The sequence below is a fragment of the Sphingomonas aestuarii genome (genome assembly GCF_054457155.1).
The window spans coordinates 48,237-69,197 of sequence record NZ_JBTKVV010000011.1 but is presented as its reverse complement, the minus strand read 5'-3'; the positions used below and the strand labels follow the sequence as shown (position 1 = coordinate 69,197).

The 20,961-nt window shown below is 59.6% G+C and carries 20 protein-coding genes; 9 read left to right on the top strand and 11 right to left on the bottom strand.

Features of this window, described 5'->3' with window-relative positions:
• The 4 genes from ACX0GZ_RS14475 to ACX0GZ_RS14460 form a co-directional block, all read right to left on the bottom strand.
• Nucleotides 1-432, bottom strand: a 432-nt coding sequence (locus ACX0GZ_RS14475) for an ImuA family protein (protein ID WP_458817457.1), incomplete at its 3' end; no start/stop codon positions are given.
• Between the two features lie 290 nt (nt 433-722).
• The gene (locus ACX0GZ_RS14470; RefSeq protein WP_458817456.1) at nt 723-1,160 is read right to left on the bottom strand and encodes a DUF1810 domain-containing protein; all 438 of its coding nucleotides are present in this window, start codon (nt 1,158-1,160) and stop codon (nt 723-725) included.
• Between the two features lie 216 nt (nt 1,161-1,376).
• Entirely contained in the window at nt 1,377-1,685 is a 309-nt protein-coding gene (locus ACX0GZ_RS14465; protein ID WP_458817455.1) for a hypothetical protein, read from the bottom strand.
• 471 nt (nt 1,686-2,156) lie between these two features.
• On the bottom strand, nt 2,157-2,864 hold the full coding sequence (locus ACX0GZ_RS14460) for a DUF4238 domain-containing protein (RefSeq protein ID WP_458817454.1): 708 nt from the start codon (nt 2,862-2,864) through the stop codon (nt 2,157-2,159).
• Nucleotides 2,865-3,080: 216 nt separating this feature from the next.
• Between ACX0GZ_RS14460 and rnk the strand changes: the two genes are divergently transcribed.
• A complete protein-coding gene (gene rnk, locus ACX0GZ_RS14455; RefSeq protein WP_458817463.1) occupies nt 3,081-3,497 on the top strand; it encodes a nucleoside diphosphate kinase regulator in 417 nt (138 codons plus the stop codon).
• A gap of 254 nt (nt 3,498-3,751) precedes the next feature.
• On the opposite strand, the gene ACX0GZ_RS14450 is transcribed toward rnk, so the two are convergent.
• Nucleotides 3,752-4,054, bottom strand: a complete 303-nt coding sequence (locus tag ACX0GZ_RS14450) for a hypothetical protein (protein ID WP_458817453.1) — start codon at nt 4,052-4,054, stop codon at nt 3,752-3,754.
• On the opposite strand from ACX0GZ_RS14450, the gene ACX0GZ_RS14445 reads away from it, so the two are divergent.
• The 3 genes from ACX0GZ_RS14445 (at nt 4,053) to ACX0GZ_RS14435 (ending at nt 6,415) form a co-directional block, all read left to right on the top strand.
• On the top strand, nt 4,053-4,517 hold the full coding sequence (locus ACX0GZ_RS14445; RefSeq protein WP_458817452.1) for a hypothetical protein: 465 nt from the start codon (nt 4,053-4,055) through the stop codon (nt 4,515-4,517). The two genes, ACX0GZ_RS14450 and ACX0GZ_RS14445, sit on opposite strands and share 2 nt — an antisense overlap.
• Nucleotides 4,502-5,341 carry a uroporphyrinogen-III synthase gene (locus tag ACX0GZ_RS14440; protein WP_458817451.1) on the top strand — a complete coding sequence of 280 codons (840 nt, stop codon included), beginning with the start codon at nt 4,502-4,504 and terminating at the stop codon, nt 5,339-5,341. The genes ACX0GZ_RS14445 and ACX0GZ_RS14440 overlap by 16 nt, the downstream gene beginning before the upstream one ends.
• Nucleotides 5,342-5,410: 69 nt before the next feature.
• A complete protein-coding gene (locus ACX0GZ_RS14435) occupies nt 5,411-6,415 on the top strand; it encodes a rod shape-determining protein (RefSeq protein ID WP_458817450.1) in 1,005 nt (334 codons plus the stop codon).
• Nucleotides 6,416-6,482: 67 nt separating this feature from the next.
• On the opposite strand, the gene ACX0GZ_RS14430 is transcribed toward ACX0GZ_RS14435, so the two are convergent.
• Both ACX0GZ_RS14430 and ACX0GZ_RS14425 read right to left on the bottom strand, forming a co-directional pair.
• Complete coding sequence (locus tag ACX0GZ_RS14430; protein WP_458817449.1) at nt 6,483-8,081, bottom strand: FMN-binding glutamate synthase family protein; 1,599 nt, start codon at nt 8,079-8,081, stop codon at nt 6,483-6,485.
• A 308-nt stretch (nt 8,082-8,389) separates the two neighbouring features.
• Nucleotides 8,390-9,037: an HPP family protein gene (locus ACX0GZ_RS14425; protein WP_458817448.1), complete on the bottom strand. Its 648-nt coding sequence runs from the start codon at nt 9,035-9,037 to the stop codon at nt 8,390-8,392.
• Between the two features lie 522 nt (nt 9,038-9,559).
• On the opposite strand from ACX0GZ_RS14425, the gene ygiD reads away from it, so the two are divergent.
• The gene (gene ygiD / locus ACX0GZ_RS14420) at nt 9,560-10,411 is read left to right on the top strand and encodes a 4,5-DOPA-extradiol-dioxygenase (RefSeq protein ID WP_458817447.1); all 852 of its coding nucleotides are present in this window, start codon (nt 9,560-9,562) and stop codon (nt 10,409-10,411) included.
• 983 nt (nt 10,412-11,394) lie between these two features.
• Here ygiD and ACX0GZ_RS14415 read toward each other — a convergent pair.
• The 4 genes from ACX0GZ_RS14415 to ACX0GZ_RS14400 form a co-directional block, all read right to left on the bottom strand.
• The gene (locus ACX0GZ_RS14415; RefSeq protein ID WP_458817446.1) at nt 11,395-13,413 is read right to left on the bottom strand and encodes a response regulator; all 2,019 of its coding nucleotides are present in this window, start codon (nt 13,411-13,413) and stop codon (nt 11,395-11,397) included.
• Nucleotides 13,410-14,900, bottom strand: coding sequence for an ATPase domain-containing protein (locus ACX0GZ_RS14410; RefSeq protein ID WP_458817445.1), 1,491 nt, complete (start codon nt 14,898-14,900; stop codon nt 13,410-13,412). The genes ACX0GZ_RS14415 and ACX0GZ_RS14410 overlap by 4 nt, the downstream gene beginning before the upstream one ends.
• A 294-nt stretch (nt 14,901-15,194) precedes the next feature.
• Nucleotides 15,195-15,803: a response regulator FixJ gene (fixJ, locus tag ACX0GZ_RS14405; RefSeq protein WP_458817444.1), complete on the bottom strand. Its 609-nt coding sequence runs from the start codon at nt 15,801-15,803 to the stop codon at nt 15,195-15,197.
• On the bottom strand, nt 15,793-17,313 hold the full coding sequence (locus ACX0GZ_RS14400) for a PAS domain S-box protein (RefSeq protein WP_458817443.1): 1,521 nt from the start codon (nt 17,311-17,313) through the stop codon (nt 15,793-15,795). The genes fixJ and ACX0GZ_RS14400 overlap by 11 nt, the downstream gene beginning before the upstream one ends.
• Nucleotides 17,314-17,435: 122 nt before the next feature.
• On the opposite strand from ACX0GZ_RS14400, the gene ACX0GZ_RS14395 reads away from it, so the two are divergent.
• The 4 genes from ACX0GZ_RS14395 to ACX0GZ_RS14380 all read left to right on the top strand — a co-directional run bounded on the left by ACX0GZ_RS14395 (nt 17,436) and on the right by ACX0GZ_RS14380 (nt 20,421).
• On the top strand, nt 17,436-18,125 hold the full coding sequence (locus ACX0GZ_RS14395; protein WP_458817442.1) for an alternative oxidase: 690 nt from the start codon (nt 17,436-17,438) through the stop codon (nt 18,123-18,125).
• 78 nt (nt 18,126-18,203) lie between these two features.
• Entirely contained in the window at nt 18,204-18,584 is a 381-nt protein-coding gene (locus ACX0GZ_RS14390; protein ID WP_458817441.1) for a group III truncated hemoglobin, read from the top strand.
• Nucleotides 18,581-18,883, top strand: a complete 303-nt coding sequence (locus ACX0GZ_RS14385) for a DUF1971 domain-containing protein (protein ID WP_458817440.1) — start codon at nt 18,581-18,583, stop codon at nt 18,881-18,883. The genes ACX0GZ_RS14390 and ACX0GZ_RS14385 overlap by 4 nt, the downstream gene beginning before the upstream one ends.
• Before the next feature lie 786 nt (nt 18,884-19,669).
• Nucleotides 19,670-20,421, top strand: a protein-coding gene (locus ACX0GZ_RS14380) for an IS5 family transposase (protein WP_458817462.1) whose coding sequence is annotated in 2 segments (ribosomal slippage) — nt 19,670-20,009 and nt 20,009-20,421 — 753 coding nt in all. Because the reading frame shifts where the segments join, the coding sequence is not laid out codon by codon here.
• The last annotated feature ends 540 nt before the right edge of the window (nt 20,422-20,961 follow it).

Sequence of the window (20,961 nt, the reverse complement as noted above, 5' to 3'; positions counted from 1 at the left end):
CCTGCCGATGCCCGGCACACCGAGTGGCGCGGAAGGGACCGCGCCGATACGCCAGCGCGTCGTCGCGACTGAAGGTTCGGATAGGGGGCACCTGGCAGCTCGCTTCCACCGGCGCAACAGAAGCACTGGAACCCCCGCATCCTCGGCGACCAGCTGAAGCCGACGCAACGCCGTCATGCTCGCTTTCCGGACCTCGCCCACCACGGCCGCAAACGCCCCATGGCGCGCGGCGTCTTCCACCAAAGCAAGCACATCGGCATCTTCGCGCGCTTCGGCGTGGATCAGCTTTGCAGGGCCTAGACCCACCTGCTCGAGTCCAGGAGCGTAAAGATCGTAGCGGGACAGCGCCCAAAGCACGTTCGCGTTTGGCGCCGAAGCAAATCGCGCAGCAGTGCCTGCTGTAAACAGCGCTGCGCACGCATCATCGCTCAAGGTCGACGTCGTAGGTGCGATTTCATGAAGCGCCTGCGTGGTCAGCCCGCCGCACGCGAGTTGATCATCTATTTCGCCAATCCCAAAGGGAAGCACAGCCTTCGTCGCAGTCTGATCCGGTGCGACGGCGGCCCTAAGGGCAGCGATCTGATCGCGAAGAGCATTTGTAGAGGGCATTGCAGGAACGACTCGCTGTGTTCCTATAATGTTCCACCTTATGGGCTCTCGCGTCAACGTCGGTTCGGCGCTTTCAGCACCTGCACAACACGTTCGAAACACGTGACCGGGATTTAGTCAGACCTCTCACGGTCGATCAGGGCGGCGGTTACGGGGTCAGGTGAACCAAACCACCGAATGATCGCCGCGTCGAACAACGGCCCGCCACCTGCCATGCTGAATAACGTCAGCGACGATCGGAGCTTGAGCGCATCAACTTCCCCAAAGACGTGGATTGCACTCACGTCTTGGAGATCCTGTAGCGCCGCAACCGTTTCGCGCAGTCTGGGACCCAGGATCGGATCGGTCAGATAAACCTTGGCCTCATCGATCGAGCCGATTGCGTAGTGCTTGGCAATTTCGCTTCTTCCCAAGCCTGCAAGCTGGGGAAAGATAAACCACATCCAGTGCGTCCGCTTCCGACCCCGCCGGATTTCTGCAAGCGCCTCCGTATAGGTTGCCTCCTGTGCGCTGATGAAACGCTGGAAATCGTAAGGATGGATGGTGCTCACTGTTAAATGACGCCTCCAACATCAATTAGGATCTAATTCGGCCGCCCATTTGGGAGCCATGAATATCAATGGCAGCATCACTGGTTGCAGGTTGGCAACAAGCGCAGGCCTTACCAGGCCGCTTTGTCCCAGCCGCAAGCCGTCGTCGCTCGGCGCGGTTGGGCCTGGGCTCGAAATCCGCGCCGGTGGTCCCACCAACGTCCCTAACAGCGTCACTCATTGATCGACCTTTATCGCTCCATCAAACTCGTCGAAAGCGCTGACGATCTTATCCACAGCAGAAGGGTCATTCACATCGACCGAGACCTTTACCATACCGGCATGGGCGCCATCATCGCGGGCCTCTTCGCCAGATGGAATGGTGGAGCTATCAGAACCGTCCACATCAACGCCCTCGCTGTTTTGAGAGCCCTCGGCCACGATAAAGATATCGCTTCTCTCAACTCCAAATTCTTGAACGAGCCGCTCAACCGCCATTTCGGCATCTCGGCGGGTCTTAAACGAACCAGTGATACTGTTGCCCATAGCGATCTTCTTGATAGGCGTGGATCAGCCAACGTTTGCAGGGTCCTGGAAGGTCCGAATTAATATCAACTGCCGCATGCGGCACAGTTGTTCGTCTCGGGAGATCGATGCCCTCCTGTGCTGCGATCGCCAACAAGGTCGATCATTTACTCGGGCGAAGCATCGTCCCCTAACAGATTGAGTGTGATGGGTCCGATGATCCAATCCTATCGTCCCCTTCCGTCCAACTGGATCGAGCGACCAGAACGCAAGCGATCCATTGCCGAACGGCAACCGTTGCTGAGACCAGACCCGCCGTTCATGGGCCGGTTGCTCAAAGACAGGTTCCCGGCCGCGAAAGGCGGGAAGCTGCCGTTCGATCACCACTGAACAATGGCGGCCCGCGACCACAATGCGCCGTTTAACCCAAAGGGGCGCGGATGGCTGCTTCTCACGGAACCTGCCATCATGCTCAAGTGCCACCTCTCGGTCTTAGCCGCTCAAATCACCTTTCGGCAGGCCCGCAAAGGTGGCCAAGTAGTCCTTGTCGTTACCGTAAAGCTGGGTGTCTGACTTCTGATACATCTGGAAATTGTAGCCCTCTACCTCAATCGAACCCGCGTCCTTTTGGCTGCTAGAATAACGCTCTCTGCTGGCTGAAAGGATCATGGCTCGTCGAGGGGTCAGTGGATAGAAAAGTTCAACCTCTGGGTCGCTCAAGCCGAGCAGATTGATGACTGGCTGATCGCCAGTGATGAAGGGTTTTTCAGTCCGATTGTCGATCATCACAATTTCGTATTCACGGCGTTGGGCGTAGAGGCTTGTTCCCAGATTGGTCGCGTAGATGAAGGCTTCAATCGGCCACGTCCTATCGCGATCATGCGGGAGTTCGAGCGGAATGGCTCGGTAGCCATTCCGGATTTTCGCTGTTCGAAAATACTGATAGCTGATGAACTGGATGAAGGTCATCTGCTGCTGATCATCGTTCCGGTAAAAGCTGGAATCGCCTGCACGAAGACTATCAAGCATTGGCTTGCCTTGCTCCTCCATCGTGCCGTGATACTGCTCGCCAAGCGTCTTTCCAGTCTCATCCAGCAGCCTTTCGACCTGAGCCTTGCTCTCATCAGAAAGCGGGAAGTTTGCGTGAGCAAAGACGGAATTACCGCTTTGGCGTTTGACACGCGTGCCGTGCAGGCACATCTATCTGCAATGCATTGTTGTGCACGCCAATCCCGATATCGCACTAAGGCGGGACAATTGCTCGCGGGCGCGTAGCCCCGGGCTCTAATCCGTCACGTCTCGCAGAGCTCGGGGCCTTCTACATTCACATAACATCGGTCGCCGCTCGAGAGCCCGAGTTCGACCGCTTTTGGACGCTGCGCCAAATAGGGCCTGCGGCGATCGTTGGAGATTATCATGACTGTTTCTCGCTCCGCGGCGTCGCGGCCCCAAATTCACATGATCGAAGAAGAGGCGGATAAACTGTCAGACCTTGCGCTGGGGATCGAACATCGTTTCCCCCAGGTCAGCGAGCTACTTATTCGGGAAACCTCGCGCGCGAAGCTTCACGCCGCCAACAAGGTTCCGCCCGATGTGGTCACGATGGGATCGTCCGTCGAATTCGTGGACGAGGGTAATGGTGCAAGCCGGACCGTCCAGCTTGTTTATCCGCCAGAGGCCGACATTTCCACCGGGCGTATTTCGATACTCACGCCGGTCGGCGCGGGCTTGATCGGACTGCGCGAAGGGCAATCCATCCTCTGGCCCGACCGCGAAGGCCAAGAGCGTCGGCTTACGATCATCAAGGTAACGCAGCTGGAACGTACCGCCTGACATTATCGGCGGCCTCAGCCGGTCCCTCGGCTCTCGACCGAGGGTCGGCTTAGGCCGCCGACCCTCGGCGCACGCCGGCGCCCCACTTGACTTCGTGCACCCAAGGATCATGGTCGAATTGATGCTCGCGACGATTTTCATCCGACATGGCGAGATCCATCCAGGCAGCAGCACCGCACGCCTGCCCGCCCTGGGTGACGGCGCTTCGGGGAAGCAACTCACCTAGGGCTCTCATCGCCCGGCTCTGCCGGTCTTTAAACATGGCCACCGATTATGTGGGATTTTGCCCGCACATTGGTCGTCATCCGATGAGGTAAATGATGGACAGGTTTGTAGTCGAAGCCGACAAACGCTTGGTGGGCATTACGGTCAGCGTGCCCGGCGGTTTTCAATTCATGTGTTCGGACCCGGAATTTCGGTCGATGGACCGCAAAATCTTCAGACGCGCCCGAACCGTCGCCAGCAGCGTCGCGCAGCTGGCTCGCGCCCAACGCGCCATCTCCGCGCCCGCGAAACCGCATTGAGGGTCGGACAATGGAAACAGTCTGCCCATCCATGGTAGGGCCGCTCGTGCGCATCTGGAAAGCGCTGCATACCGATCTTGAGGTGACGCTCGCACCGACCGATGCGAGTTATTTGCGTCGGCTAGTACTTGCGGTCGATGATCACCTGATTGCGCATCTCCTCGGAGAGAAGCTTCAGAATTCCGGCTTGGCGCCGCAGCACGCCTGCGCATCGCCATTCGTCCGGATCGGCAGCCTAGTTCGCTATTCGGTAAACGGCAGAAGCCTCTTTGGGCGGATCGTGCACGGCCAGCAAACGGCGGAGGAATCAATCGGCGTCGGTTCGCGATATGGATCGGCGTTGATGGGCATACATGAGGGGCAGAGGCTTTTGTGGCCATCCCGGAGCGGCCAGCTTATCGAAGTTCGTATCGACGAGGTTGAGCATCCACGCGGTGCCCGTGCCGTTCGTGCGGCACCCTATCCTGAAGCGAAGTCCCTATGCGCATTTGGGTAACGCGATCCGCGCCCGACAATGCAAGGACGGTCAAGAACCTGGTGGCGCTGGGTCACGACGCGTTGGCGGCACCGGTTCTCGATATCAGGCCGCTCAGCATTGATGTGGCAGGGGAACGACCCGCGGGCTTGATTTTTACAAGTCGCAACGGCGTGCGACATCACTCTGTGTCAGCGGATCGCCTCGATATTCCGGTGTTTACCGTTGGCGACAAAACCGCAGACGCCGCATCAGCCCTTGGCTACCGGCAGGTTTGGTCGGCGAACGGCGACGTAGTCGCACTACAACGCCTCATCCTCGACACGCTTCCGCCCTCCCGGATCGTCCATTTCTGCGGTCAACATTCGGCAGGTGACCTAAAGGGGTATCTCGGCCGGTTCGGTTACCGGGTTGAGCGGCGTCCCGTATATGCGGCTCGGCCGGTCCCGCTTCGCTGGATGCTCGACATCCGGCAGTCGCTACCCACGATCGACGGAATCGTCGTTCATTCGCCGCGCGGTGCGGAACGGATTGCAAGGCTTATCAATCGAGCGGATTGGTCCGGGCAGATCTGGTGTATATCCAAGGCCTGTACCCTTTTGCTGGACCACTGCCGCAACGTCGAAATCAGCCATGCTCAAGCGCCGGTCGAGGCCGCTATCATGGACCTTATCGTTGCTGGTCAGTTTCGACGCCAAATCGCCGGGGGCGGCAGTGGGCTATCTTTCCCCTTGAACCGCTCTCGTCGCGAAAGACGGACGGCGTCCGCCAACGACAATATCGTTGCTGTCGCGCCTTCGGAACGCGAGCGCCAGTCGGATGACGGACCGCCCCCCGCTGCATGATATCAATTGATAGCTCGACGGGGCAGTCCGCCCGAGGCACAGAGCCTGCTCCTCAAGCCGAAGGCCGATATGTTAGACCGCTCGCCAACATGGCCGTTCCAGAAGGCAGATATCGCAATCGACCTTGGCACCGCCAACACGCGCGTAGTGCTCAAATCCGGGGACATCGTGTTCGATCAGCCATCCGTTTGCTGCTTTGATGGGGGACACGACCTTACGGCCAAATTGTTTGCCGTCGGCCATGATGCAAAGCCGGTGATAGGACGCGAGGTAAAGCAGCTGCGCACTGCCTTCCCATTGCGAAACGGTGTTCTCGTCGATGTGGCCGCAACGAGCGAATTACTCAAGATCGCGGTCAGGTCGGCGGTATCGCGACGACGGCTACGGCGTGCCCGGGTCATCGTCGGTGTACCCACCGACGCCACCCCGGCAGAACGCAGGGCACTTTCCAAAGCGGTGGTCGATGCAGGACTGGATGAGCCGCATTTGCTGGCGGAACCTCTGCTGTCTGCGATCGGCGCGGGGCTGGATATCAGCCTGCCACGCGGCCGGATGATCGTCGACTGCGGTGCTGGGACGACGGACGTCGTCGTCATGTCGCTCGGCGACATATGCGTCGCGCGGTCCGTTCGCGGGGGCAGCGATGCTCTGGAGGCGGCATTGATCCATCACCTGCACCTTAAACGCCAATTCCGGATCGGACGCTCCAGCGCCGAGCAACTCAAAATCGCGGTGTCGGACGCATTGAACGACCCGTTTACGACACATGTCGAAACCAAAGGATTGGACGTCAGGGCCAGACTTCCCCGCACATTGTCCATCAGCGTAAACGAGTTGCGGCCAGTCTTCGAGAAATATGCCGCAGAGGTGGCCAATGCCGTGCGAACCGCATTTGCGACAATTGAGCCCGACCTGGCCCATGACATCTTCGAGGATGGAATTACCCTGACAGGCGGCGCCGCGCTCACCGCGCTGGTTGCGGAGTATATCGAAGCATCGACGGGACTGCCGACCAACCGCCTGGACGACCCCGGCAAGACTGTTGCTCAGGGACTGGCCGCTTTGCTCGCCTAGTATCGCTTGGCGCGTCCGGCCCGATCATGATCGCTTCCTTAGATTTGCGCAGGACAACCCTCGCCTTCTACCCCGCCAGATCGAAACTATCGGCGCGCGCCAGATTCCACGCGGCGCTGTAGAAGTCACGGTTGTGCGATCCGCTCAATAGCTCTCCCTCTTCGAGAAAGATATGGAGCTGCGAAAACAGTCGAATTTCGGTCATCGAAACTCTTCGAACAAGATGATGCGCGCTCAACTGCGACGGGTGCGTGAGCCCGGCAGCGGCCGTCATTTCCGCCAAAGCCTTCATAGTGTTGCGATGAAAAGAATGAACGCGTTCGGCCTTGTCAGGGACCACAAGCGCGCGTTGGCGCATGGGGTCCTGGGTTGCGACACCGACCGGACAGCGGTTCGTGTGGCACGACAGCGACTGAATGCAGCCAAGCGCAAACATGAATCCGCGACCGGCATTGGTCCAGTCCGCGCCCAGCGCCAATACGGCGGCAATATCAAACGCGCTAACGATTTTGCCCGCGGCCCCCACCTTGATCTTGCTTCGAAGACCCGCGCCGACCAGCGTGTTATGGACGAACAAAAGGCTTTCGCGCATCGGCATGCCAAGGTTGTCGGCAAATTCGACAGGAGCTGCCCCCGTCCCACCCTCTGCGCCATCAACGACGATGAAATCAGGAAAGATGCCGGTTTCGCGCATGGCCTTTACCATGCCCATGAACTCCCACGGCTGACCGACACAAAGTTTGAAACCGACAGGCTTCCCTCTGGACAACCGACGCATGTTGGCGACGAAGTGCATCAGTTCGATCGGTGTCGAGAATTCGCGGTGGCGCGCGGGCGAGATGCAGTCCTGGCCCATCGGCACACCCCGGGTGATCGCGATTTCGGCGGTTACCTTTTCCGCAGGCAATATGCCGCCATGTCCTGGCTTCGCCCCTTGGCTGAGCTTGATCTCAACCATTTTGATCTGTGGATCCGCAGCCTGCTCCGCAAACCGGACCGGGTCGAACCGTCCGTCCGCCGTCCTGCACCCGAAATAGCCGCTGCCGATTTCCCAGATTAGGTCGCCGCCGTGCTCGCGGTGATAGGAGCTAATCGCCCCCTCACCGGTGTCATGTGCAAACCCGCCTAGTTTGGCGCCATGGTTCAGCGCTCGAATGGCATTCGCGCTCAGCGCGCCGAAGCTCATTGCCGAGATGTTGAAGATCGACGCCATATAAGGCTCGGCCCCGTCCTGGCCGCCGATGGGTGTTTTGAATGTTGCTGGGTCGGCCGGATTTGCAGGTCGGGTCGAATGGGCGATGAATTCGTATCCCGTTTGATACACATCGACGAGCGTGCCAAAGGCGCGGTCGCTGCTTTCATTCTTTGACCGGGCGTAGACAAGCGACCGTTGCGACCGCGAAAACGGCACTTTGTCGTTGTCGCCCTCAATCAGATATTGACGCAGTTCGGGGCGGATTTCTTCAAAAAACCAGCGTAGATGGCCAATGATCGGATAATTTCTCCGGACCGAGTGGAGCGGTTGCGCGAGATCGTAAAGGCCAACCAGCGATAAGACTGTGCTGATAGTCAAAACGGGAATGGACCATGGCGCAGGGAAATAGATGCCGGAGACGATGGCACTGATGATGCACAGACCAAGCATCGTAAAGCGGGTGAGCAGCACGAAATTGTTCCATTAAATGCGCGAGATCGCGCCAGGACCATCGCGAGGCGCGTCTAAACTTTTCGTTTAACTGACACGAGGCGGACGGCGTCCGATACCTAGGTCGCCTGCCAACCTAGGGGTGCAGGCGCGCGGTGCTGCTACCCGAAGGGATTGCATGCGCCAACGAGGATGCTGTCATGTGCATGCCCTCCAGATGGCTTGCCCAACGTGTCTTTGCAAGACAAGAGAATCTACGAGACAAGTTGGCAGATAAACTTCTTTCAGTGTCTTCCAACGTCTAAAGTGCGAGCGCAGCGTATTGCTAGCTACCGGCCCAGACGTCGTTCGGCGTTCTGCGCCGCACGTTCAAATATCGCTTTCAGATCGGCCTCGGTCACATCGAACGCATCTCCCATCTCTAGAACTGCGGCACTGATATCGTCCTGGTGAAAAAGGGGCTGAAGATCGGACGCAACTGGCGGTAGCGGGGCGCGGTGTGGGTATGTGCGGCGCTGAAGACGATGAAAGAGCCAAGCAGCCGCCACCAAGCCGATCGAATTCAACAGGATCAGTAACATAACTGGAACTACGTGATCCGGTGTATAGGTGTGAGCGATTGTTACCGTTAGGGCGCATGCGCCCCCAGGCGGATGAAGCGAACGAGTTAGCGTCATCACCAGTATCGCAAACGCAACCGCAGTCGCGGCCGCCCACACAGGTTCCTGTAGTGTCGTCGTAACAAGCAAACCAGTCATAGCCGACAAACCGTTGCCGGCAATAACCGACCAAGGCTGAGCCAGCGGGCTTGAGGGCACGGCAAAAACCAACACGGCAGACGCACCAATTGGGGCGGCGAGAAGAGAGAAACTCACCCCATCAAAGCCACCACTTGAGGCTGCAAATACCGCAATCCAGATACCAAAAAACGTGCCGAAGCAAGCAACTACGCGATCCCGCAGGGTAGCGCCCGCCATCCGGAGGCGAAGGAAATAATGGGGTCGAGCCTCGTATGGTCGCGAGTGGATCATTCGTTCGCCTCTTCAGCATCTTCAAGGCGGAACTACCGTCTTTTGCAGAAGGTGGGTAGACGATCCCGTCTTGCGTCTCGGTTCCAGCGGGCACTGACTTGAGCTAGAATCAAGGCTTTGCAGTTCGAACGGGAGAGAGGATCACCGCCCGAACAAGGTTGCGACCGGACACCCACACCCTTCGCCACCGAGTAGACAAACGTGAAGGCGAAGGTGATGGCTGCCGTTGCCAGGTCGCAATCAGCCGACAATCAGTCGGCTGGCGAGGATCAGGAGCGGCAAGCTGCCGAGAGCCGCCGCGAACAGAACAACATAGATTGATTGATGCGAGAGCAAGACCAAGGGGATCAGGCATCAAAGCGGGCGTGCGGTCTGATACAGTCCGATCATAACGTTTTTTTGGGTGTCGCATCCTGTGTGGTCGAACAGCATTGGGCTGTTAAGACCCTGTTTTCGAGGACAACGAACATGAGTAAGATGCCCGCTTTGTTCATCGGCCATGGAAGTCCGATGAACACTCTGGAGAAGAATGGTTACACCGACGCGTGGAGAGCATTCGGACAGCATCTACCGCGGCCGAAGGCGCTGCTTGTCATATCGGCGCACTGGTTCTTTGGGGCGACAGCCGTCACCGCGATGTCCAGGCCCAGGACGATTCACGACTTCTACGGCTTCCCGCAACCGCTGTTCGATTTCGCTTACCCGGCCCATGGCGACCCCGATCTGGCGCGGGAGATCGTAGAGGTGGTCAAACCCGAGTGGGTCGGGCTCGATCGGGATCAGTGGGGCCTTGATCATGGCACATGGTCCGTCCTCGCGCACCTCTATCCCGCGGCGGACATTCCCGTGGTGCAGCTTTCCATCAACGCGCTGAAGCCCCTTGAATACCATATTGACTTGGCTGCAAGGCTGGCGCCGCTCAGGGAGCGAGGCGTCATGATCGTCGCTAGCGGCAACGTGGTTCACAATCTCAAACAGCTTCAATGGAGCCAGCGCGACTTGGCATATGATTGGGCTCAGCGGTTTGACGATGCGGTTGTCGAGCAGCTCGCGAACGCACCTGGCGAGGCTCTCCGGGTGCGTGATCACCCTGACTACGATCTTGCGGTGCCTACGCCCGATCACTTCATCCCAATGCTCTACCTGGCCGGCTTGGCGGCCGCCGACGAAACGAAGCCTGAGCCGCTGGTGCGAGGCTACGCGATGGGATCAATCTCGATGACCTGCTATGGCGTAGGAGCGGCATTGAAACTCCGCAAGGACGCGACCTGTGCCGCGCGGCTGCCGGCGGGCGTGCCGCCGGACCAGACGAATATGTGACGAGATGAACTTGCCTCCTGAAGGAGCCGCCGATGCGCTACTTGCCGAGCTTTGAACCCTTGTCGCGGCGATGATGCTCGCCGCCTGTTCTGAAGATCCACCGCAAGCGGAAAACTCGGCAGGCACCCCGCAGACAAGCAATGCTGCCAGAGGCACAGTTGCCCCGCTTCGCGCGAGCGGCATTGCGGCAACCGCGGAGGTAGTCGCGAGCTTGGTCCAGTCCTGCTACCGATATGAGTGGTAGCGTCATCGACGGCTCAGTCAATTATCGGTCGGCGTCCACGTAGTTGGTCTTGCGGTCGTCCTGTCAGCGGCGCTCGATGCTGGGATGATCAACCACACGGAAAATGTGCCGAAACTCTCGAAACTGGCTATGGCGGGTCACCATGCGCTTGCGATCAGGGCGATATCGTTGAGGCGCTGGACATTGACTCGGCGGCAACGAACCCGGCCGATCGACGCGAGCGCTCATCACGCGCCTGGTCGAACGGGGCGCGAATCTGCAAAAAGTCGCACGTACACTAACCCTTCTAACTACGGCGCAGTTAATGACACCGCTTCCAAGGCAGCTTTCGGGATTGCACGAGCATCATCTGGACGTCCGAAACTAGGGCGCTTTTCAGAATGGCAGGTACGCGAACAGCAGGGAAGAGCTTTGCCTTCCGCGACGCTCTTCCGGCGTCGCAAAAAAGGGGCCGGATTACTCCGACCCCTTCTGCGACCCAAAAGGGAGCAAAAAGGCCCCTAACTCGAATGCCTCTTTCCAAATGCCTTCGCAATTAGGCGTTAGTCTAGGCGTTCGAACCGCGGGAACGTCCCTTTCGGGCATCCGCTTGACCTATCGGTATTTGCCGGCAACTCCTAAGTTTGAGCGGCAACACACGGCTAAGGTGTCAGGCATTGCATGGGCAGCAGCGAGCGGCTTTCAATCAGTCTCACAACCCTTTAGAATCCGTACGACCGTAGGCGAGTGTGGAGCCGACTTACCCCACCTCTACAGCTTCGGCGTCAATCACGCGGCGCAACGCTTGCGCTAGCTCGCGTTGTCTGAAGGGTTTGGTCAGTTGGGCGATACCGATATTTAGATCACCTCCCGCGTAACCGGTTATTACAAGTACGGGCAGTTTGGGATGTCGCGCAGAAACGCGCTTGGCGAGCATCGCTCCGTTCATGCCCGGCATCATGTAGTCCGTTACCATCAAGTCGACTTCTAACCCCGCCGACAATTCACTCAGAGCCTGTGCGCCGCCGCCCACTTCCCGAACTTCATGTCCTAAGTCGCGCAGCATTTCGGCGGTTCCCGCGCGGACCAGTTCCTCGTCATCCACTAAAAGAATTCGCAACGGACGTATGACTGGCCCGTCACCACTGAAGGTCGAAACCACGTCTGCAGCTTTTTCGTCCGCCACCGGCAGATACAGGCTGGCTTCGGTCCCCGCGCCCGGCTCGCTGCTCAAGGCGAAGGTGCCTCCGAGCTGCCCCGCCAGACCGTGAACCATTGAAAGACCCAAACCCGTCCCCTTACCAACCTCCTTGGTGGAATAGAGAGGCTCTACCGCGCGTGCCAAAGTTTCGGCATTCATGCCGAAGCCGGTGTCGCGGACGACGATTCGAACATATTGGCCGTTGACGAGGCCTTCGGCATTCTGCCCTTCAATCGTCGATTGAGATGCCGAAATCGTCAACGTCCCGCCTTTCGGCATCGCATCCCGCGCGTTGACGCACAGGTTGAGGATGGCCAGCTCGAGCTGGTTCGGATCCGCCACGGCCGCTGGCAGGGCGTCCGGGCAATCAAGCTGCAGCTCGATCGAAGGCCCAATCGAGCTTATGACGAGATCCTGCACGCCGTCGATCAGCGCGCAAACATCGGTCGGTTTTGTCTCCAGCGCCTGTCGCCTGGCAAAGCCTAGCAGGCGGCTGACGAGAACGCGCGCGCGTTCCGCAGACTGGAGTGCGCCGTCGATCAGACGCCCCATACGCGGATCCTGCTCCGCATAACGACGGCTGAGCAGATCGAGCGCGCCCGTGATCGGCGTCAGCAAATTGTTGACGTCGTGCGCCACCCCGCCCGTCAACTGTCCAATTGTCTCCAACTTTTGCGCTTCGTGCAGTTGTTCGGCAGCAGCGTGCCGTTCCGCAACTGCAGCCTCCACTCTGCGCTCGAGAGTTTCATTAAGGTCGCGTAGCGCAGTTTCGGCGCGTTTTCGCTGAGTTACATCTTGAAATAAAACCGCTACCTCGTTGAGCTCCTTAGGCTCGACGCGAAACGCCGAGAGCTCGAGGTGCCGACTGGTGGCTACCAATTCCTGTTCGAAGCGAACCGGCTCCCCCGTGATCAGGACAGTCCGATATCGCTCCACCCATGAGTCCGCCTCCTCTGGGACCATCTTCCGCACATGTTGACCAACTACGTTCTCGATACCGGAATGGCGGGCATAGGCGCTGTTGGCCTGGATATGGACATAGTCGCTCTGGGGTCCATGCGGTCCATCGACAAACCGGATGACGCAAAAACCTTCATCCATCGTCTCGAACAACGTCGCGTATCGTGCCTCGCTTTCGCGCAATTCGATCAGGCGCGCCCGCGCTTCATATTGTCTCCTGCGCCCCCGCAATGCCGATCGCCCCAGACTGACCAGCGTCGTCGGATGGAACGGCCGCTCCAGAAAGGTGACGTTCCCCAAAGTTTCGAGATGACGCGAGGCCGCGGGATTTCGCTCGAGTCCGCCTCCGCGATTGGTCAGCAGAACGATCGGCATGTCCGACCATTCCTGCTGATCGGCAAGCCAATCTACAAGAGGCCTGAGGTCGGCATTGATCAATGCCTCTTCGGTAAAAACGGCAAAGCCTGCGCCAGCGTCGAGTTCGTTGATTAGAGTAGGAAGCGAGGCACAAATATGCGCCTCGATCGCCGCCTCGCTCAGAATATGCGCAGCGATCGCGGCGTCGCGTCCCCGCGGAGCCAGTATCAGCGCCCGTTCGGACAGCGTGGTGCGTTTCACGCCGGTTCGGGACCGAGCAAAGTAACGGGTTCGATCAGTTCCGGGACACCCCTCAATATGCCCTGGAAACCGGTGAGCGGCGGACCCAAGCGGATACCCTGGCTGTTGATCTGATATTCCCGGATCGAATCTTCATGGGCGCTCATGCGCTTCTTAACGACCGAAATCGCTCTTCGGACGCGCCCTACTGCCTCGAAATATCGCAACAGGATCACGGTATCGGCGAGATAGGTGACATCGACCGGCGCTTTCATGTCGCCCACCAGCCCGTGCTGCGCTACCGTCAAGAACGTGGTCGCCCCGCGGCGATTGAGGTATTGCAACAATTCATGAATGTGGAGGATCAGCGCATGCTCGCCGGGCATCGCCGCCTGGTAACCGTTCAGGCTGTCGATGACGATCGTGCGCGCGCCATGCGCCTCGACGCATTCGCGGACACGCGCCGAAAATTCGCCGGGCGTGAGCTCGGCGGCATCCACCTGTTCGAGTACCACATCGCCGGAATCGATCATCGCCTGCAGGTCGATGTCGAGGCCGAGCGCCCGCTGGGTCAGCAAGCCGATCTCTTCGTCAAACACGAACATCGCAGCGCGTTCGCCGCGCGCAACTGCGGTTTTGACGAAGGTAAGGGCCAGCAGCGATTTGCCGGTACCTGCTGGACCTAGCACCAACACGCCCGATCCGCGCTCGATCCCGCCACCCAGCAACGCATCGAGTTCCGGAGTTTCGGTTCCAAGGATGTCGCGGTTGAAATCTTTGTGATGCTCAGCAGAAATCAACCGCGGGAAAATCCTGACCCCGCCGGTATGGATGGCCATATCGTGATACCCGCCACGAAACCGCCTTCCGCGATATTTGATGACCCGCATCCGTCGCCGCTCCGCGCCATATTCGGGCGCGAGCTCCTCGAGCCGGACCACGCCATAGGCGACCGAGTGCACTGTCTTGTCGTTGATCTCGGTCGTCATGTCGTCGAGCATCAGCACAGTTGCCCCGCTCCGCGCGAAATAATGTTTCAGCGCCAGAATTTGACGCCGATAGCGCAGCGAGCTCTGCGCCAGCAGGCGGATCTCGGAGAGACTGTCGATCACCACGCGCGATGGATTCACGCGTTCGAAATTCTCAAAAATGCGTTTGGTCGCTTCACCCAGTTCAAGGTCGGACGAATAGAGCAGGCTTTGCTGCTGATCTTCGTCGAGCAGACTTTCGGGGGGAACAAGCTCGTAAATGTCGAGACCATCGAGCTTCCAGCCATGCGACTTGGCGGTCATGTGCAGCTCGTCGCCGGTTTCGGACAATGTAACGTAAAGGCATTTTTCGCCCGCTGCGGCGCCGGCCGACAGGAATTGAAGCGCGATCGTTGTTTTGCCCGTACCCGGACTCCCTTCGAGTAGGTAGGCGCGCCCTCGCTCAAACCCGCCTCCCAGCACATCGTCCAATCCCACGATCCCGGTTGCGGCCTGATCGGTAAAGCCTTGCTCGTTCAAACTTCATCTCCCGCCGACTGAGGGCGGTTAAGCCCTGTTCGCATGTCCAGCCCTTAAACGGGGGTGCCCAAGCGAGTAATCCAAAGCTTAGATCAATCCAATTGGTTGCGATAGGTTGGCTCGGAGTTGAAGCGACTTAGCCCCCCGATTCACAGCCGGCTATGTCGCTGATGCCTGCTGTGTTGGCACGAGCCTCAAGCGCCATGTGGAAACGGCAGGCTTCGGGCTCGCACGGCGTGAAGCTGAATGACTGGGATTGGGGCGCATAGCGGTCTCGACCATGTTCTGCGGCGTTCATAACCGAGCAACAGTCACCATCCGCACGAGATCGGATAGCGTCTTAGCCTGCATTTTGAGCATGACGTTTGCGCGATAGACCTCGACTGTTCGAGCGCTAATGCCAAGGTCGAACGCGATCGCCTTGTTGGCGTCGCCCCGCGCCAATCCTTCCATCACCTCGCGCTCGCGACCGCTCAAGCTCGCGATGCGTTCCAGTAGAACCTGATGTTCGGCGAGCGCGGCGGCTTCTCCGGCCTGATCGGCCAGCGCCTTGCGGATCGCGGCGAGCATCATATCGTCATCGAACGGCTTTTCGATGAAATCGGCGACGCCCGCGTGCATCGCCTGGATCGCCAGCGGGACGTCGGCATGACCGGTGATGACGATCACTGGAGCGTTTGCCCCGCGCCGCTTCATCTCCTCGACCAGTTCGATCCCGCTGCGACCCGGCATTCGCACATCGGTCACCACGCAAGCGCCCGAAAGCGGCGGCGACGCGGTCAGGAACGCGTCGGCGGACGCGAAGGAGCGTACCCGGATATCCGCACAGTCCAGCAGGAACTCCAGCGAATGCCGTGCGGCCTCGTCGTCGTCGATGACATAGACGATCGGATCATTCGCCATCGTATAGCTCCTCCTTTCCCACGCGCCGCAAGGTCAGCCCGAACGACGCCCCGCCGCCCTTGCGCGGTTCCGCCCAGATGCGACCGCCATGCGCCTCGACGATCGTGCGCGAGATCGACAGGCCGATGCCCATCCCTTCGCGCTTCGTCGTGATGAAAGGCTGGAACAGGCGTTCGGCGACTTCCGGGTCGATCCCCGGCCCGGTATCGGCGACGGTGACCTGCGCCATGTGATCGTCGGCGGGCGCGATCGACAGCGTGAGTTCGCGGATCGGTCGCTCGGCCTCGGTCATCGCATCGACGGCGTTTCGCATCAGGTTCAGCAAAACCTGCTGAATCTGGACCTTGTCGGCCAGGACCAGATCGATTGCGGGGTCAAAATCATACCGTACGCGGATGCCCTGTTCACTGGCGCCCACTAAGGCAAGCGCGCTTGCCTCCTCGACCAGCTTGGGCAGGCTTTCCACCGAACGCTCGGTTTCGCCGCGCGCAACGAACTCACGCAGACGGCGAATGATGTCGCCGGCACGAAGCGCCTGATCGCCAGCCCGCTCTACAGCGTCTCGCACCCGCGCCAGCGGCACGTCTTCACGCGCCAGCAACATGCGGCTGCCCTTCAGATAATTGGTGATCGCCGACAGCGGCTGGTTCAGTTCGTGCGCCAGCGCAGACGCCATTTCGCCAAGCGCCGTCAGCCGCGATACGTGGATAAGCTCGCCCTGCAATGCCTGGAGCCGCGCCTCCGCTTCCTGCCGCTCGGTCAGGTCGCGGATGAAGCCGGTGAAATGGCGCAGCCCGCCGACGCGCATCTCGCCCACCGCAAGTTCGATGGGGAAGGTCGATCCGTCGCGGCGCGCGCCCACCACCACGCGCCCTTTGCCGATGATCCGCTTCTCGCCGGTTTCGTAATAACGCTGGAGATAGCCGTCATGCGCGCTGCGATAGGGGTCCGGCATCAGCAGGCTGATATTGCGTTCGAGCACTTCGGTCGCATCCCATCCGAACATCCGCTCTGCCGCGGGGCTGAAGTCGCGGATCAGCCCGGCCTCGTCGATCACGACGATTGCGTCGGGTACGGTGTCGAGCATCGATCGCAGATGCGCTTCACGTCGCGCCAGGCCGTCGGTCACCCGCTCAGCCTCTGCCCGGGCTCGCTGGAACCATTCGCCACCAAGGGCAATGGCGCTGCCGATCAACACGAACGCGCCCGCGGCGATCCAGCTCCCGACCCCCAGCGGCCCAACCATCGCGTCGCACCAAAGGGCGATCACACCGCCTGCCACACTCGCGATCAGGCCGGCACGCAAGCCGCTGAGCGCGCCCGCGAGCACAACGGCGGGCACGAAGAAGATGAAGGTCGCGCGCTGCCCAAGTTCCGCTGCAAACGCGATACGGATGCCGGCCCCCAGCGCGATCGCCACCAGCGCCAGCGCAAGCGTCACCAAAAATGGCGGCGAAGGCAGGATCGGAAGAAGCAGGGAGGGCCGCTTGCGAATCACGTCCCGCGTCATGCATCGCGCGCCGCCGAAACGCCACCTCCGGTACACACCGTAGGGACATGATCCGAGTGTCGGGCTTCGCGCGCGCCTCCTAATGCGGCGCCACACCGGATTTCAAACCACGGAGAAAGTTCATGACCCCGCCGTTCATCGACCTCGACGTCCACCACCAGCCCAAGGGCCTGTCCGACCGCATCGCCTTTGGCTTCACCAAGATGCTGCGATGGACGGCCGATACCTTCTTCGCCGAACGCTATGGTCACCGAGCAGTCGTGCTAGAAACCGTCGCGGCGGTGCCGGGCATGGTGGGGGCGACGATCAACCACCTCGCCTGCCTGCGCCGCATGTGCGACGACAAGGGCTGGATCAAGACGCTGATGGACGAGGCCGAGAACGAGCGGATGCACCTGATGACTTTCATCGAGGTAGCCAAGCCGACCTGGTTCGAACGCGCGGTCATCATCGGCGTGCAATGGGTGTTCTATCTGTTCTTCTTCGCCCTCTATCTCGTCAGTTCCAAGACCGCGCACCGGGTGGTCGGCTATTTCGAGGAAGAGGCCGTGATCAGCTACACCCATTATCTCGCCGAGATCGATGAAGGCCGTAGCCCGAACGTCCCGGCACCGCAAATCGCCAAGCGCTATTGGGGTCTGCCGGACGATGCGACGCTGCGCGATGTGGTGCTGGTGGTCCGTGCCGACGAAGCGCACCACCGCGACGTCAACCACGGCTTCGCCAACGAACTGGCGGGACTGCCTGCCGGACCGGTCGCCGACTGCCCGCCCCACGTCGCGCTGGAGCCGATCTGGAAAAAGGCGGCCTGATACCGGACACAGGCCAGGCGCAGGGATTCAACCTGCGCCTGACCTTCCGATAGCTTGGTAACCTCGGAGGGCTGCGTGATGAACGTTGAAATTACCGAAGCCGACATCGCTTTGCTGGTCCCGGCATTTTACGAACGCATCCGGCAGGATCCGCTCCTCAGTCCGATTTTCAACGGCGCTATCCAGGAATGGCCTGCCCATCTTGAGACACTCGAGGCCTTTTGGTCGTCGGTCATGCTGACCAGCGGGCGGTACAAGGGGCAGCCGATGGTCGCCCATTTCCGTCACGAAAAGGCAATGACCGCAGAAAATTTCGCGCGCTGGCTCGACCTGTGGCAAGAGGCGAGCAACGCCCTGCTTCGCCCCGAGAAGGCCGCGATCTTTCAGGAGAAGGCGGGACGGATCGCCGAAAGTCTGCAACTCGGTATCCGCTTCCAGCGCGAACGGCGGGCGGCATGACCCCACAGCTTCCTGATGGCGTCACAGCTTACAAGCGCACGGCCACTTTCGATCAATCGAGCGTTCCTGCAGGACTGCTCCAGGACCATTCTACCAAGGAGGGGGCCTGGGGGGTGCTTCGGCTCGAATCGGGGCGGCTGCGCTACGTCGTGACCGACCCGCGCCGCCAGCCGTTCCATGTGCTGCTCACTCCGGACACCCCCGAGATTGTGATTGAACCCGCGGTAGTCCACCACGTGGAGCTGCTCGGCCCCGTTGAGTTCCATGTCGAATTTTATCGAACGACAGATGTGCGATGACGTTGGCGCAGCGCATTCAAGTCATTCGATAAGCGGGTAAGAATTCTATCAACTTTGATTCTGACGCTCGTTTTTAGGCTGATTCTAGCACGGGGTCGGAGCAGTTCTGGCGACCTCAAGTGAGGCACATAGCGGTCCGGTATAGGAGCGAACCATCTCCAGTTCAGACGGGCCGCGCCAGCATCAGATCTCCGTTCGCTCTGCGAGGACCAGAGCATCTTCGATATCGATGCCGAAGTAATCAAGCCCTCAATTGTGGCTGCCGGTCAAAACAGCCAAACTAGCACCAATACTACCAGAATGATGACCACGATGGAGGGGACTCCATATTTACCCATCTGTCTATCTCCGAAATTGTCTGAATGATGCCGCCACGGTTACCCAATGACTGTAAGTTCTTAAAGGTTCCGTGATGACCGTTCCGTCGCTGACCATAGCGTGACGCCCACAACGTCAACTGGCCATCCAATAGTAACTGTTGCTTGCTGATCGAAACGAGCGGCCGCTTTCGGGATCATGCGCGGCCGCTCGGAATGACCGGGTTTGGGGCGCGAAGCGGACGCGAAATCGCGCCAATCTCATTCCGACAAATCGGCTAAGCTATTGATCTGCAACAACCCGAACAAAGCATGAAATGTCGGAATGGGCGTTGAAATCATTGAAGTCGCAATGGACTCTTAATCAGCGGGCCTAGGTTCGAGCCCTAGGCCGTATCGACATTCAGGATTCCCAAAGTCTTTGTTGTCTGATTCATGAGGTTCCGCAGATTGCGGAGGCGTCATGGGTATCAAGCGATACGAGTTGAGCGAAGCGCAGTGGAGCCGGATCGAGCCACTTTTGCCGGGCAAGGTCTCTGATCCAGGACGCACGGCATCAGATAACCGCTTGTTCGTGAACGGTGTTTTGTGGGTGCTGCGGTCAGGCGCACGCTGGTCGGACCTGCCCGAGCGTTACGGCAAGTACAAGACAGTCCACAAGCGCTTCACCCGCTGGGCGCGTGCCGGGGTGTGGGAAGGCATCTTCACCCTGCTCGCCCGCGATCGCGACAACGCGTATCTGATGATCGACAGTTCGATCGTACGCGCCCATGCCCAAGCGGCGACGGGCCAAAAAGGGGGCTCTGCGACCAGGCTCTGGGGCGCTCCCGAGGAGGCCTGACGTCCAAATGGCATATCGCGGTTGATACCTTTGGCCGACCGGTGCGCTTCATCCTCACCGGCGGCAATGTCAGTGATGCCAAACTGGCGATCCCACTGCTGAGCGGTCTCGACGCCCGCCATGTCCTTGCCGACAAAGCTTATGACAGCCACGCCATCCTTGATCATGTCGAAGCCTCCGGCGCTCGCCCGATCATCCCCCAGCGCATCTGCATGCCGCGCCAACGCGACTTCGATCCCGCCATCTATAGGCTGCGCAACCGCATCGAACGCACCATCGGCAAACTCAAGCAACTACGCCGCGTCGCCACCAGATATGACCGCCTCCCGCACAACTATCTCGCCACTCTGTACCTCGCCGCCATCGCGTTCTGGTGCTGAATGTCGATTCAACCTAGCGCGCCCACCATATTTCCCTTATTCATCAATCAGATACTAGGCTTGCGAGATCGGGCTATTGAGAGCATTTTTGGGCTAGGTAGTTCTATAGGTAGCAGCGCGCTAATTCGGCGCTGCAGTGCAGTGAGCGGTTCATGGCCTGCGCTCTGTCGAACTGATCTTGAGCGAGTAGTCGGCTCACCTTCCCGCTAGCGGCGCACGCTGGGATGGCAGCTTGGAAACTCAGGCAGTGAGGTGTCGTGCTGACAGCTAGGCCGCCCGAGATACGATCCAGAGCGCCCGATGGACCGGAATGACGCCCTTGGCTGGATTCCCTGCCGGCTCGGATACGCCCCATAACCGGTAAGAACGGTCAGACGGTTATTCGTGGAGGCTAAGAGCAGATTGGGGCCAGGGGCGCGATAGGCCTGGTTCTCGAACCGTCAGTCGCGCAGCATTCACTTGATAACGGTGTCGACACTGGTCCGATCACCGCACCGCTGAGCGCCTATCGCCGATCCGGTTTGCGCTCTGTTCCTTCGA

Bases quoted from the DNA above. Each gene is read 5' to 3' on its own strand.
- ACX0GZ_RS14460 (WP_458817454.1), bottom strand. From the start codon at position 2,864: ATGTGCCTGCACGGCACGCGTGTCAAACGCCAAAGCGGTAATTCCGTC.
- ACX0GZ_RS14395 (WP_458817442.1), top strand. From the start codon at position 17,436: ATGACCCCGCCGTTCATCGACCTCGACGTCCACCACCAGCCCAAGGGC.
- ACX0GZ_RS14435 (WP_458817450.1), top strand. From the start codon at position 5,411: ATGTTAGACCGCTCGCCAACATGGCCGTTCCAGAAGGCAGATATCGCA.
- ACX0GZ_RS14445 (WP_458817452.1), top strand. From the start codon at position 4,053: ATGGTAGGGCCGCTCGTGCGCATCTGGAAAGCGCTGCATACCGATCTT.
- ygiD (WP_458817447.1), top strand. From the start codon at position 9,560: ATGAGTAAGATGCCCGCTTTGTTCATCGGCCATGGAAGTCCGATGAAC.
- fixJ (WP_458817444.1), bottom strand. From the start codon at position 15,803: ATGGCGAATGATCCGATCGTCTATGTCATCGACGACGACGAGGCCGCA.
- ACX0GZ_RS14385 (WP_458817440.1), top strand. From the start codon at position 18,581: ATGACCCCACAGCTTCCTGATGGCGTCACAGCTTACAAGCGCACGGCC.
- ACX0GZ_RS14465 (WP_458817455.1), bottom strand. From the start codon at position 1,685: ATGGGCAACAGTATCACTGGTTCGTTTAAGACCCGCCGAGATGCCGAA.
- ACX0GZ_RS14450 (WP_458817453.1), bottom strand. From the start codon at position 4,054: ATGGATGGGCAGACTGTTTCCATTGTCCGACCCTCAATGCGGTTTCGC.
- ACX0GZ_RS14425 (WP_458817448.1), bottom strand. From the start codon at position 9,037: ATGGCGGGCGCTACCCTGCGGGATCGCGTAGTTGCTTGCTTCGGCACG.
- ACX0GZ_RS14400 (WP_458817443.1), bottom strand. From the start codon at position 17,313: ATGACGCGGGACGTGATTCGCAAGCGGCCCTCCCTGCTTCTTCCGATC.
- ACX0GZ_RS14390 (WP_458817441.1), top strand. From the start codon at position 18,204: ATGAACGTTGAAATTACCGAAGCCGACATCGCTTTGCTGGTCCCGGCA.
- rnk (WP_458817463.1), top strand. From the start codon at position 3,081: ATGACTGTTTCTCGCTCCGCGGCGTCGCGGCCCCAAATTCACATGATC.
- ACX0GZ_RS14440 (WP_458817451.1), top strand. From the start codon at position 4,502: ATGCGCATTTGGGTAACGCGATCCGCGCCCGACAATGCAAGGACGGTC.